General features: G+C 72.7%; 10 protein-coding genes. 6 read left to right on the forward strand and 4 right to left on the reverse strand.

What is annotated here, in order from left to right; translation table 11 throughout:
- Window positions 1-76: 76 nt before the first annotated feature.
- From ACFY0F_RS09120 to ACFY0F_RS09140, 5 genes are read left to right on the forward strand one after another with little or no spacing between them, the layout of a single operon-like run.
- Entirely contained in the window at window positions 77-1,150 is a 1,074-nt protein-coding gene (locus tag ACFY0F_RS09120; protein WP_388791044.1) for a cysteine synthase family protein, read from the forward strand.
- Window positions 1,147-2,625 (forward strand): argininosuccinate lyase, encoded by a 1,479-nt coding sequence (gene argH / locus ACFY0F_RS09125; protein ID WP_388791046.1) that lies wholly within the window; start codon window positions 1,147-1,149, stop codon window positions 2,623-2,625. Before ACFY0F_RS09120 ends, argH begins: the two co-directional genes overlap by 4 nt.
- Complete coding sequence (locus tag ACFY0F_RS09130) at window positions 2,622-3,890, forward strand: ATP-grasp domain-containing protein (RefSeq protein WP_388791048.1); 1,269 nt, start codon at window positions 2,622-2,624, stop codon at window positions 3,888-3,890. Before argH ends, ACFY0F_RS09130 begins: the two co-directional genes overlap by 4 nt.
- A complete protein-coding gene (locus tag ACFY0F_RS09135) occupies window positions 3,887-7,138 on the forward strand; it encodes an amino acid adenylation domain-containing protein (protein ID WP_388791050.1) in 3,252 nt (1,083 codons plus the stop codon). Before ACFY0F_RS09130 ends, ACFY0F_RS09135 begins: the two co-directional genes overlap by 4 nt.
- A complete protein-coding gene (locus tag ACFY0F_RS09140; RefSeq protein WP_388791052.1) occupies window positions 7,135-8,052 on the forward strand; it encodes a kinase in 918 nt (305 codons plus the stop codon). Before ACFY0F_RS09135 ends, ACFY0F_RS09140 begins: the two co-directional genes overlap by 4 nt.
- A 103-nt stretch (window positions 8,053-8,155) precedes the next feature.
- Here the strand turns inward: ACFY0F_RS09140 and ACFY0F_RS09145 are convergent, their stop codons facing one another.
- The 3 genes from ACFY0F_RS09145 to ACFY0F_RS09155 all read right to left on the reverse strand — a co-directional run bounded on the left by ACFY0F_RS09145 (window position 8,156) and on the right by ACFY0F_RS09155 (window position 10,224).
- Window positions 8,156-9,097 carry a TauD/TfdA family dioxygenase gene (locus ACFY0F_RS09145; protein ID WP_388791053.1) on the reverse strand — a complete coding sequence of 314 codons (942 nt, stop codon included), beginning with the start codon at window positions 9,095-9,097 and terminating at the stop codon, window positions 8,156-8,158.
- Between the two features lie 82 nt (window positions 9,098-9,179).
- On the reverse strand, window positions 9,180-9,332 hold the full coding sequence (locus tag ACFY0F_RS09150; RefSeq protein WP_388791055.1) for a hypothetical protein: 153 nt from the start codon (window positions 9,330-9,332) through the stop codon (window positions 9,180-9,182).
- Window positions 9,333-9,606: 274 nt separating this feature from the next.
- Window positions 9,607-10,224, reverse strand: coding sequence for a sigma-70 family RNA polymerase sigma factor (locus ACFY0F_RS09155; RefSeq protein WP_388791057.1), 618 nt, complete (start codon window positions 10,222-10,224; stop codon window positions 9,607-9,609).
- Window positions 10,225-10,323: 99 nt separating this feature from the next.
- Between ACFY0F_RS09155 and ACFY0F_RS09160 the strand changes: the two genes are divergently transcribed.
- On the forward strand, window positions 10,324-11,361 hold the full coding sequence (locus tag ACFY0F_RS09160; RefSeq protein WP_388791059.1) for a MerR family transcriptional regulator: 1,038 nt from the start codon (window positions 10,324-10,326) through the stop codon (window positions 11,359-11,361).
- 34 nt (window positions 11,362-11,395) lie between these two features.
- Here the strand turns inward: ACFY0F_RS09160 and ACFY0F_RS09165 are convergent, their stop codons facing one another.
- A complete protein-coding gene (locus tag ACFY0F_RS09165) occupies window positions 11,396-12,769 on the reverse strand; it encodes a cryptochrome/photolyase family protein (RefSeq protein ID WP_388791061.1) in 1,374 nt (457 codons plus the stop codon).
- Window positions 12,770-12,810 lie beyond the last annotated feature (41 nt).

Consider the following 12,810-nt stretch of genomic DNA (forward strand, 5'->3'; position numbering starts at 1 on the left):
CGGACACCGGTCCCGGTGGGCCCGCTCCCGGGCACGGTGCGCCTGACTCCCCGTCCTCCCCCGTCCAGAGACTTCCATGGCGGTTTCCATGCTGATGTACCAGTCGGTCACCGAGGCGCAGATGATGCCCCGCCTCATCAGGCTCGGTCCCAACCTGTACGGCGCGGTCTTCACGCTGATGAAACTGCTGCCCGCCCACTACATACTCGACCGCGCCGTCCGGCGCGGCGACCTGGACGACGACACCGTGATCGTCGAGACCACGTCGGGGACCTTCGGCCTCGCGCTGGCCATGGAGGCCGCCCTGATGGGACGCCGGCTCGTGCTGGTCAGCGACCCGGCCATCGACGCGAACCTGCATCGCCGGCTCACCGACCTGGGCGCGGTCGTCGAGATGTGCCCCGAGCCCGCGCCGGTCGGCGGATTCCAGGAGGCACGGCTGCGGCGGCTCGCCGAGATCCGGTCCGAACTCCCCCTGACGTTCTGCCCGGAGCAGTACAGCAACCCCGACAACCCCCGCTCCTACGGCACAGTGGCGGAGATGATCGCCCACGCCCTGGGCCCGGTGGACTGCCTGGTCGGGCCCGTGGGCTCGGGCGGCTCGATGTGCGGTACCGCGGGCGCACTGCGCGAGTTCACCCCGCACACGCTCGCCATCGGTGTGGACACGCATCGCAGCGTGCTCTTCGGCCAGCAGGACGGCCCGCGCGCGCTGCGTGGTCTGGGCAACAGCCTGTGGCCCGCCAACCTGGACCACGCGGCCTTCGACGAGGTCCACTGGTGCTCGCCCGCCGAGGTGTACGGGTACACGCGCAAGCTGCACGCCACCCACGCTCTCTTCCAGGGGCCGACCAGCGGCGCGGCCTATCTCGTCGCCCAGTGGTGGGCCGCACGGCACCCGGACGCGCTCTGTGTGGTGATGCTCCCGGACGAGGGCTACCGCTACCAGGCGACCGTGTACGACGACGCCTGGCTCGCCGACCACGGTCACCTGCTCACCGACCTGCCCGCCGAACCGGCCGTGGTGGACTCCCCGGCCGACGTGGGCGACAGCTGGACCCGCATCGCCTGGGGACGGCGCCGCTACGAGGACGTGCCCGGCACCGTACCGAGGACCGCGGACCCGCTGTCCGAACGGGTGGCGTCATGACCGGCACCGGCCGGCTCGCCCACACCCTCGGACCACGCACCCGCCGCGTCGTCTACGGCGAGCCGGGGCCCGACGACGTCCGCCGCGAACTGGGTCACACCTCCACCGTGGACCTGGCGCACGTGGTCATGCTGACCGAGTGCGGACTCCTGCCCGCGTACGCCGCCGCCGCGCTGCTGCGGGAGATCACCCGGCTCCGCGCCGACGGCTTCTCCGAGCTGCACGGCAAGGAGGCACCGCGCGGCCTCTACCTGATGTACGAGGGCCACCTGGTGGCCGTGCTCGGCGCCGAGGCGGGCGGCAAGCTGCACACCGGCCGCTCCCGCAACGACATCAAGGCCACCATCACCGCCATGCGCCTGCGCGCGGAACTGCTGGACCTGATCGGGGAGATACTGCGGTTGCAGGCCGTGCTGCTCTCCCGGGCCCGCGCCCACCAGGACGCGGTGATGCCGGTCTACACCCACTACCAGCCCGCCATGCCGGTCAGCTACGGCTATTACCTGGCCGGGATCGCCACCGCGCTGGACCGGGACATCACCGCGCTGCGCCACACCGTGGACGAACTGGACCGTTGCCCGCTGGGCGCCGGCGCGGTGTCCGGCACCGATCTGCCCATCGACACGGCCCGTACCGCCGCCCTGCTCGGCTTCGCCGAACCGCCGCTGCACGCGATGGACGCGGTGGCCTCCCGCGACACGCTGCTGCGTGCCCTGGCCGCGGCGGCCGGGGCGGGGCTCACCCTCAGCAGGCTCGCCACCGACCTCCAGCTGTGGAGCACACAGGAGTTCGATTTCGTCCGATTCCCCGAGCGGCTGGTGGGCGGCAGCTCCGCCATGCCCCAGAAGCGCAACGCCTTCCTGCTGGAACACGTCAAGGCCAAGGCCGCGACTGCCGTAGGCGCCTGGACGGCGTCGGCGGCGGCGATCAAGTCGACGCCGTTCACCAACTCCATCGAGGTCGGCACCGAGGCGGTGGCCGGGGCGTGGGCCGCGCTGGCCACCGTTCGCGACTCCGTGCTCCTCTCCCAGGTCCTCGTCTCCGGGGCACGTCCGCAGCCGGAGCGGATGCGGGAGCGGGCCCGGGAGGGATTCGTGACCGCGACGGTCATCGCCAACCGGCTCGTCGTACAGGGTGTGCCGTTCCGCACCGCGCACCACGCGGTGGGCGCCGCCGTGCGCGAGGCGGTGGAGGCGGGCGAGCGCGAACTGACGCAGATCACCCTGCCGGACGGTGCGTCCGCCGACGTCAGCACCGAAGTGTCCTCGCTCGCGGAGGTGGTCGCCTCCCACACCCGCGGTGGCGGCCCCGGAACCTGCGGCACCACGCTGCGGATCCTGTGCGGAACCCTCTCCGGGCACGGAGCGTGGCTGCAGAGCCACCGAACGCGGCTCGCCCGGGCGGAGGCCGTCCTCGACACCGCTGTCGAAGAGGTCGTGGCCGGACGGAGTACGGGCACAGGAGACGCGCGATGAGCTCGGCACGGCCGTGGCTGGCCTTCCTGGAGAGCAACACCACGGGCACCGGACGCGAGTTCTGCGTCGCGGCTCGTGCGCGGGGTCTGCGGCCGGTGCTGCTCACCCATGACCCCGACCGGTATCCGTATGTGGCTGATCTCGGCATCGACACGGTGGTCCTCGACACCGGCGACGAGACGGCCGTGCTCGACGCCTGCTCCGCGCTCGCCGATGGCGCCGGACCGGTCGGAGTCGCCTCCAGCTCCGAGTACTTCGTGGTGACCGCCGCCCGCGTCGCCGCCAAACTCGGTCTGCCCGCGGCCGACGCGGACGCCGTCGCGCGCTGCCGCGCCAAGGACACGCAGCGTGCCGTGCTGGCCGCGGCCGGGGTGCCGGTGCCCGCGTTCGCACCCGTCTCCACCCCGAAGGAGGCGGTCGGCGCCGCCGGGACGATCGGCCACCCGGTGGTACTGAAACCGGTCAGCGGTTCGGGCTCCGTGGGGGTGCGGCTGTGCCGTACCCCCGCCGAGACCGGGGAATGGGCCCGCACGCTGCTGCAGCGGACCACGGACGAGCGGGGCAACCCGGTACCGGGCCGGATCCTTGTCGAAAAGGCGGTGGACGGCCCCGAGTTCTCGGTGGAGACGTTCGACGACACCGTCGTCGCCGTCGTCGCCAAACACACGGGCGCCACGCCGTACTTCGTGGAGACGGGCCACGACGTGCCCGCGCCTGTGCCACCCGGTACCGCCGCCGCCCTGGGCGGAACAGCACTGCGGGCGTTGGCCGCGCTCGGCCTCGGCTGGGGTGCGGCGCACACCGAACTGCGCTGGTCACCGGCGGGACCGGTGGTCATCGAGGTCAATCCCCGGCTGGCCGGCGGCATGATCCCGGTCGCGGTGCGCTCGGCGACCGGCACCGACCTCGTGGACGCCGTGATCGCGCGCGCCGCGGGGCAGGACCCGCCGCCCCCAGGGCGCGGGGCCGGTCACGCCGCCGTCCGCTTCGTCATGGCGGCGGGCGAGGGACGCGTCGTCCGCGTCGAGGGGACGGCGGCAGCGAGCGTGGCCCCGGGCGTCGTGGTGGCCCAGGCCACGACGGCCGTCGGTCGGCAGGTGCGGATCACGCAGTCGTTCCAGGACCGCTTGGGCTGCGTCGTCGCCACCGGTGCGGACACCGGGGAAGCGGGCCGGCGGGCGGAGAGCGCCGCCCGGCTGGTCAGGATCGAGTTGGAGCAGCCGGCAGCGCCGGCCGTACCGGAACAAGGAGTCAGGGGCAGATGAGCGAGCACCACCAACAGCACACGTTCACGACGATCCCGCGGTGGACCCAGCCGGGGGTCGCCGGGCACGGTACGGGGGAGTACCGGACACGGCTGTCCACCGCAATGACGGACGAGCTGCACCGGATCGCCGCCGAGACCGCCGGGGGACTGCCGGCGGTGCTGCTCGCCGCCCACGCCCGCGTCCTCGCCACCGTGTCCGCCGAGCAGGACCTGCTCATCGGTCGGACCGGGGCGGCAGGCCGGGGCACGATGCCGCTGCGCATGACCGTCACCGACGGCACGTGGACCGAGTTGACCGCCCGCGCCGCCGACGCGCTGAACGCCGTCCACCACGCGGACGCGCGACCGGAGGTGGTCCTCGACCTGTCCGCGATCGAGGAGCCGGACGGCGCGCTCCATGACGGAGGCGGGGAACTCTCCGAGGAGGTCGTCCTGCGCGTGGTCTTCCGGCCCGGCGACGACGGAATCGGACTGTGCGTCCTGCACGACCGGGCCGAGTTCGACGGGGAGTACGCGCGGCGGCTCGCGGGATATCACGTAGCGGCCCTCGAACTGCTCGCGGCGGACCCGGGGCGGTACCACCACACGCGGAGTCTGCTGTCCCCGCAGGAGGTGGAGACCCAGCTGTACGGCCTCGCCGGGCCGCGCGAGGAACCCGACAAGAGCACCTTCGTCGAACTCTTCGAGGAGAGGGCGCGCGAGGTGCCCGACGCCGTCGCGGCCGTACACCGCGACACACGCTGGAGTTACCGCGAGCTGGACGAGCGTGCCAACCGGGTGGCACGCGCGCTCCTGGACGCCGGAGCGCGGCGCGAGAACGTGGTGGCCGTCGTCATGGACCGCACCCTCGACTGGATCGCCGCGGCCCTCGGTGTGTTCAAGGCCGGCTGTGTCTACCTCCCGGTACGCCCGGACTTTCCCGCCGACCGAGTGGCGACCCAACTCGAACGCAGCGCCTGCGCGTTCGCGCTCACCGAAGAGGGCAGCGAGCAACTGGTACGGGACGCCTCCGCCCGACTGGCGAACCCGCCGGCCACCCTGTCGGTGCCGCTGATCCAGGCTTCGGGCGCCGATGCCACACCGCCCCGGGTTCCGGTCGAACCCGGACAGGCCGCGTACATCTACTTCACATCCGGATCCACCGGTGCCCCCAAGGGGGCGCTGTGCGAGCACGCCGGCATGCTCAACCACCTGTACATCAAGACAGACGACATGCAGATGACCGGCGGCGCGGCGGAGGTGGTGACGCAGACCGCCTCGCAGTGCTTCGACATCTCCCTGTGGCAGTTCGCGGCGCCCCTCCTGGTCGGCGGCAGCGTACGCATCGTCGACACCGAAGTGCAGCTCGACGTGGCCGCATTCGTCGACGAACTCGTCAAGGGGCAGGTCACCGTCGCGCAGATCGTGCCCTCGTACCTGGAGGTGCTGCTCACCCACCTGGAGCAGCACCCCCGCGACCTCGGCGTGCTGCGCACCCTGTCGGTCACCGGCGAGGCGCTCAAGTACGAGCTGGTGCAGCGATGGTTCACGGCGCACCCGGACATCAAGCTGGTCAACGCCTACGGAGCCACCGAGGTGTCCGACGACACCATGCACGAGGTCCTCGACCGGGTGCCCGACCGGGACTTCGTGACCGTCGGCAGGTCTCTGCGCAATGTCAACACCTACGTGCTGGACCAGAACCTGGCTCTCGCCCCGCTCGGCTCGCCCGGGGAGATCGCCTTCTCCGGGGTGTGCGTGGGCCGCGGGTACATCAACGACGAGGAGCGCACCCGGCAGGTCTTCCTGCCCGACCCGTTCCGGCCGGACACCCGCATGTACCGCACCGGCGACTTCGGCCGCTGGCTGCCCGAGGGACGCATCGAGTTCCTCGGGCGCCGCGACGAACAGGTCAAGATCCGTGGATTCCGCATCGAGATCGGCGAGATCGAGAACAAGCTGCTGACCATGGCCGGGGTGCGCGAGGCGGCGGCCGTCATCGACGGCGGAACCGGACAACCGCGCAACCTCGTCGCGTTCTTCAGCGGCGACGACGATGTGACGGCCGAGCGCGTGCGGGACTTCCTCGCCGGGCTGCTCCCCGACTACATGGTGCCCGCCTACATCCACCGGCTGGAACGGTTGCCGCTCACCGAGAACGGCAAGGTCGACAAGAAGGCGCTGGTCCGGCTGGCCGGCACACTCGGCCACGCCGACGCCCCCTACGCCGCGCCCGGCACGCCCGCGGAACGGCGGCTGGCGATGCTGTGGGCCGAGGTGCTGGGCGTACCGCTGGAGCGCATCGGCCGTGCCGACAACTTCTTCGAGCTGGGCGGGACCTCACTGGCCGCCGTACGACTGCTGGTCCACTTGGACCGTGCGCTGTCGCTGAGGGACCTGGTGGCCAACCCCGTGCTCAGTGATCTCGCCCAGGCCCTCGACGGGCAGGGCGGCGGCACTCACAGCGGTCTCCTGCAGCCGCTGTCCGAGGTGCGCGACCCGCACCACACCCTGGTGTGCTTCCCCTACGCGGGCGGCAATGCCGTCAACTTCCGCTCTCTGGCAGCAGAACTCGCGCAAGACGGCATCGCGGTGCTGGGCGTCGAACTGCCCGGCCACGACTTCGCCGGCGCGGACGAGCCGCTTGCCGATGTCGACGACGTCGCCCGCCGGGTACGGGACGAGATCCTCCGGCAGGTGGGCACGCCGGTACTGGTGTGGGGACACTGCGCGGGCGCCGCCGCCGCGCTGGAGACCGTCCGCTTACTGGAGGCCGAAGGGAGGCCCGTTGAACGGGTGTTCATCGGTGCGCTGCTGCTTCAGGACACCGAGGCGCTGCGCGTGGAGATGGCCGAGGTGAGGGCCGCGGACAACCAGGCTCTGCTGTCCCGGTTGCGAGCCGAGAACGCGTACGTCGAACTGGACGGCCTCAAGCCGGAGCGGGCCGACGTGGTCGGACGGGCCTACCGGCACGACGTCCTGACCGCCAACGGCCACCTGATCGCGGTCCGCGAGGACGCGGACGCCCACCGCGTCGACGCTCCCCTCGACATCGTCGTCGCCCACGACGACCCGTCCACCGCGCGGTCCGGGCAGGGAGGCCAGGGAGACGAGGAGTGGAAAGCCGTGTCCGACCGCCTCACCTTGCACGAACTCGACGAGGGCGGACACTACTTCGTGAGCACCCGGCCGGCCCAGACCGCCCTGCTGGTGCGGGCGGCCTGCGCGGCCCCCGAGCGGCGGGACCAGGAGGAATCCATCAGGTGACGACGATCCGGCCGGCACTGACGCCCCCTGCGGGCTACCGCCGCGTGACCGCCACCGGGGTCAGTGCGGCCTTCGGCACCTTCGGAGAGCTGTTGCAGGGCGTGCTGCCCGAGGAGGACGGGGACTTCCTGGTCACGCTGCCGGTCGCCCGCTGGGCCATGGCCAGGTTCGAGCTCCTCCCGGGCGCCGAAGCGCTGCAGGTATGGCCGGCGCACAAGAGGAAAGCGCTGCGGCTCACTTCGATGATCATGGAGGATGCCCAGCGGTGCTGGGGCGGGGTGCTGAGGATCGACAGCACCATCCCGGAGGGCAAGGGACTGGCCAGCTCGTCGGCCGACCTGGTGGCCACCGCTCGGGCGGTGGCCAACGCCTTGGACGAGCCGATGCCGCCCCGGCGCATCGAGTCCTACCTCGCCAGGATCGAACCCACCGACGGCGTGCTCTACCCCGCGGTCGTTGCCTTCCACCACCGCAGCGTCCGGCTGCGGGCACGGCTCGGCTCGCTGCCGTCGATGGCTGTCGTCAGCGTCGACGAGGGCGGTGCGGTGGACACGGTCGACTTCAACAGCCTTCCCAAGCCGTTCACCACGGCGGACAAACGGGAGTACGCCCGGCTGCTGGAGCGCGTCACGCGCGCGGTGGCCCGGCAGGACCTGGCCGAGGTCGGCCGGGTGGCGACCGCGAGCGCGCGGATGAACCAGGTACTGCGCCACAAGTGGTCGCTGGAAGCGCTGATCGACATCTGCCAGCAGGTGGGTGGCCTCGGAGTGGTGGTCGGGCACAGCGGCACCACACTCGGGATCCTGTTGAACACCGAGGCGCCCCACTGCGCCAGCCAGCTGGCCGTGGCCGCCCAGGCGTGCCAGCAGTTGGTCGGAAACGTGACGGTGTACCGCACACTGAGCTTCCACTGAGACCGCTCGGCGCCCCGAGAGCTCCACCCGCGCCCTGGACGCCGTTGGTCGATCCGCCCCGCTGGACCTCATCCAGCGGGGCGGATCGCTGCGAAGGGCGGGATCAGGGGCGGAAAGGCTCGCCCATGCCCACGAGGATCTCCCGCTCGCCCCGGTAGGGCTCGCGGCTGTGCGCCATACGGACGTTGTCGACGACCATGAGGTCGCCGCGCCGCCACGGCTCGCGGATGGTGTGGGCCTCGTACACCTTGTTGATCAGGTCGACCATGGCCCGGTCGAGGGGCGTTCCGTCACCGCAGGAGGTGTTGAACGGTAACCCCTCGGGTCCGAACTCGCCGACGAGGAACGCGCGTACCTCAGGGGCCATGGTCCATTCGCTGAGGAACGCGATCTGGTTGAACCAGCACCGCTCACCGGTGGTGGGGTGCGGGATCACGGCCGGGCGGATCTGGACCGTGCGCAGCCCGCCGTCCGTCCCCCAGGTCGGTTCGATGCCGTGCTGGGCGCAGTAGCGCTCGACTTCGGCGCGGTCGTCGGTACCGAACGCGTCCTGCCAGGAGGTGCCGACGTACGGGTTGTAGTGCCGGGTCAGTCTCCAGCCATGGCGCTCGAAGCGCTCCACGAGGTCGGTCGGCAGGTCGCGCAGCACCGCACGGCTGTCCGCGACCGCCGTGACCCCGGCGCTCGCCGGCGGTGTCAGACAGGCGAAGGCCATCGTCCGCGGTGCCTCGTCGGCGTAACTGAGCTCATGGTGCATGCACATCGGCTGGTCGGCCGGCCAGTGCGAGGACGAGTACACACCGGGCCCGTAGGTGTCCCGCGGGGTGAACCCCTCGCGTTCGGTCATGCCGTCGCCGACGACCGCGCGGATCGCTGAGACAGCCGTCTCGCGGGTGTCCAGGAGCAGGCCGCGGACGAGGACGGCGCCGTGCTCGTCCACCATGGCTCGTAACTCGTCGCGGTGTTCGCCGATCCAGTCTGCGGCGCGCGGCGGCGCCGACGAGGCGTCCAGGAGCGTGAGGGGGCGGGGGCGGTGGTCGGTCATGAGTATCTGCCTTTCAGATCACGAGTCCGGTCCTGGCCGTCCGCGGGAACCGGGAGGACGCCAAGGGCACCGGACAGGGCTTTCACCGGCTGGCCGTGGTGGTGGCCCGGAGAGATCGGCCACGCCGATGCCACGGCGGCGGGTCCCGGCTGAACGGGTTGAGGAGCGCGAGGAGTTGGGGCCGGTCCGGGGCGGCGTCGAAGAGCACCACGCCCACGGTGATCAGGATAGCCAATCGGGCGACGGCGCAGGCAGCCCTCCGAGGGACCAGCCGTGCTCGGTGCGCTCGAACCGAGGCGCTCTCACTGAGCGCCGCGGTCGCCGGGCCGGCGCTGCCGGCAGGACCCGCCGCATCCGACTCCGGAGGGTTCGGCGGTGGCAGCGGTAATGAGGGTCAGGTCGGTCTGACCAGCGACTCTTCGCTCCGGTGCGGTGGTACGGCGCCGGCGCACCACCAGCTCATGGGTTGCAGGCCTGGCCGCGCCGGCGTGGTATGCGGTAAGCGCCGCTCAAACCAGTTCTGCTCTTATTTCTTCTTCATATGTGGGCTCGCGCAGCAGGTCCCGCAGCCGGTGCAGCCCGCGCCGCGCATGGCTCTTCACGGTGCCGAGCGGCAGTCCCGTCCGCGCCGCGATCTGCGTCTGCGTCAGGTCCTCGTAGAACGCGAGCCCCAGTACCCGCCGCTGGGGCGCGGGGAGCCTGGCCAGTTCCCGCCGTACGAGGACCCGGTCGAGTGCCGCTTCCGGCCGGCCGTCCCCGGTGCCGGTGCCGGCGAGCATCTGGCGCGTCCCCGCGGCCGTCACCAGTTCACCGCGCCGTGCCCGCGCGGTCAGGGCGTCGGCGATCCTGCGCCGGGTGATGCCGACGATCCAGCCGCCGAGCGGCCCCCGCTCGGGCCGGTAGCGGCGGCGTCCGCGCCACACGCCGAGGAACACCTGCTGGGTGACGTCCTCCGCCTCCCCGGCATCGCCCAGCGAGCGCCGGGCCAGCGAGTACACCAGTGCCGACCAGCGCTGGTAGACAGCGGCCAGGCAGGCGTCGTCGTCCGTGGCCAGGCGCCGCGCCAGTTCCTCGTCGGTGATCGGTTCGGGGCGGCGGTTCCCGTCGCCGTACACGGTCGTCTCCACGGCTTCCCACCTCACCTGAGAGCTGTATCCACCGGCCAGCGTGGGAGTCACCGGCGAGGGCTCACAAGTCGCATCGGTTGTGCGTCGTACAGTCGCACCATGAGAGATTCCGCGCGGCGCCCGCCGGAGGGCGAACCGGCCCCGCCCGCCGCCGGTGCCGCCGTGACCACCGGCGCGCTGGCCCGCAGGCTCGGCGTGTCGCCGACCACCCTCCGCTCCTGGGACCGCCGGTACGGCATCGGTCCGGCCGTGCACGCGCAGGGCCGGCACCGCCGCTGGACGCCTCGGGACGTGGCACTCCTGGAGGCGATGTGCCGGCTGACCTCGGCAGGTGTCCCGCCCGCCGAGGCGGCCCGCGCGGCGAAGGAGGCGGCCGGCACGGGGGACCGCACGGCCCCCGTGCCGCCCCCTGACCCGGGACCCGCTCCCGCCACGGGGCGTTCACGGGCCGCCGGCGCGCTGCCGCTGGGCGATGTGCGCCAGGAGTGCCGGGGGCTGGCCCGCGCCGCCGTGCGTCTCGACGCCGCGGCCGTCGAGGCCCGGCTCGCCTCGGCCGTCGCCGGGCACGGACTCGCCGACGCCTGGCAGGAGGTGATGGTGCCGACCCTGCACGCCGTGGGACGCAAGTGGGCGTCGTCGGAGGACAGCTACATCGAGGTGGAGCACCTGCTGTCCTGGCACGTCTCCACCACCCTACGCCGCCACACCCGGCCACCCGCCCCGGCCGACGGCGACCCCGTCGCCGGGCCGGTGCTGCTGGCCTGCGTCCCCGGCGAGGAGCACACCCTGCCACTGGAGGCGCTCAACGCCGCACTGACTGAACTGGGGCTGCCCACAAGGATGTTCGGCGCCGCCGTGCCCGCCTCCGCGCTGGCGGCCGCGGTACGGCGGCTGGGGCCGGCCGCCGTGGTCCTGTGGGCCCAGTCCCGCGCCACGGCGAGCCCGCCGCTGGCCCGGGACGTCGCCGCCACGGAATGGGGGGTGAAGGGGGCGCGCCGCAGCCCGCTGGTGGTGCTGGGCGGCCCCGGCTGGGCCGGTCGCCGGACGCGGGGCATGCCGCGTCCGGCGGGGCTCCGGGAAGCCCTCGACCTGCTGGCCGGCGGCTACGGAGCGGCCGGGCCCGGCGCGCCACCGTGACCGGCCGCGGCATGCCCCGAACCCCCGGCCGACCTCACTCGCGCTCCCTTGCCCGCCGGAAGCGGGCCAGCCCCTCGGACAGTTCGACGATCGGGTCCGGATAGTCGACGGCGGCCCGGTCCAGGCCCCGCAGCTTCCACGGCTCGTGCACCGACGGCCCCTCCAGCGGCGCCAGTTCGGGCACCCACCGCCGCACGTACGCGCCGTCGGGGTCGTACCGCCTGGCCTGGGTGACCGGATTGAGCACGCGGTTCGGACGGGTGTCGGTGCCGGTCCCCGCCACCCACTGCCAGTTGAGCTGGTTGTTGGCGAGGTCGCCGTCGACCAGGAACCGCAGGAAGTGCCGCGCGCCCACCCGCCAGTCCACGTACAGCGTCTTGGCCAGGAAACTCGCGGTCAGCAGACGGCCGCGGTTGTGCATCCAGCCCTCGTGGCGCAGCTGGCGCATGGCCGCGTCCACGATCGGGTAGCCGGTGCGGCCCTCCCGCCAGGCCTCGATGTCGTCCCCGGCCGTGCGCTCGGACCGCCAGCGGTCGTGCTTCGTCCGGTAGTCGGCGCGGGCGGCCGCCGGGCGTGCGGACAGGAGCTGGCGGTGGAAGTCGCGCCAGGCGAGCTGCCGTACGAAGGCCTCGGCACCCGGGCCGCCCGCCTCGCGCGCCCGGTGGACCAGTTCGACCGGGGACAGGGTGCCGAAATGGAGGTGGGGCGAGAGACGGGAGGTCGCGTCGCCGGCCAGGTCGTCACGGCGGTCCTCGTACGCGGTGACACCGCCGCGCAGCCAGGCGGCCAGCCGGGCCCGCCCCTCCGCCTCACCCCCGGCGGCCAGCCCCTGCGACACCCCCGACAGCCCGGCCCTGGACGGCAGCTCCTCGGACCCGATGCCGTCCGGTACGCGCACCACACGGGGCGCCCCCAGAGTGTCCCGCGCTCTCTGCCGCGACCACTGCCGGAAGTACGGGGTGAACACCGCGAAGTGGTCGGAGGAGGCCGGGGTCAGCGCTCCTGGCACCAGTACCGTCGTCACCGTGTCGTGCACGTGCAACCGGCGCCCGTCCGCCTCCAGGGCACGCCGCAGCCGCTCCTCCCGGCGGTGCGCGTACGCGCTCACGTCGGCCGCCATGTGCACCTCGTCGGCGTCCGCCTCGGCCACCACCTTGCAGACCTCGTCGACGACGTCACCGGACCGGACGACGAGCCGGCCACCGCGCCCGCGCAGCCCCGCGTCCAGGTCCCGCAGACAGTCGGCGAGGAACGCCAGCCGGTTGGGCGCGGCGAAACCGGCCCCCTCCACACCCCGGTCGCGCACGAAGAGGGGGACCACCTGACGCGAACCGTCCAGGGCGGCCACCAGGGGCGGGTGGTCGTGCAGGCGCAGGTCGGCGGTGAACAGGACGACCGAGACGTTCATGGCGCGGCTCCGGTTGGGACAGGGATGACGAACAGTGCTTC

The organism is Streptomyces sp. NPDC001544 (assembly GCF_042894285.1).
Lineage (GTDB): Bacteria > Actinomycetota > Actinomycetes > Streptomycetales > Streptomycetaceae > Streptomyces.

Bases quoted from the DNA above. Each gene is read 5' to 3' on its own strand.
- ACFY0F_RS09120 (WP_388791044.1), top strand. From the start codon at position 77: ATGGCGGTTTCCATGCTGATGTACCAGTCGGTCACCGAGGCGCAGATG.
- argH (WP_388791046.1), top strand. From the start codon at position 1,147: ATGACCGGCACCGGCCGGCTCGCCCACACCCTCGGACCACGCACCCGC.
- ACFY0F_RS09130 (WP_388791048.1), top strand. From the start codon at position 2,622: ATGAGCTCGGCACGGCCGTGGCTGGCCTTCCTGGAGAGCAACACCACG.
- ACFY0F_RS09135 (WP_388791050.1), top strand. From the start codon at position 3,887: ATGAGCGAGCACCACCAACAGCACACGTTCACGACGATCCCGCGGTGG.
- ACFY0F_RS09145 (WP_388791053.1), bottom strand. From the start codon at position 9,097: ATGACCGACCACCGCCCCCGCCCCCTCACGCTCCTGGACGCCTCGTCG.
- ACFY0F_RS09160 (WP_388791059.1), top strand. From the start codon at position 10,324: ATGAGAGATTCCGCGCGGCGCCCGCCGGAGGGCGAACCGGCCCCGCCC.
- ACFY0F_RS09165 (WP_388791061.1), bottom strand. From the start codon at position 12,769: ATGAACGTCTCGGTCGTCCTGTTCACCGCCGACCTGCGCCTGCACGAC.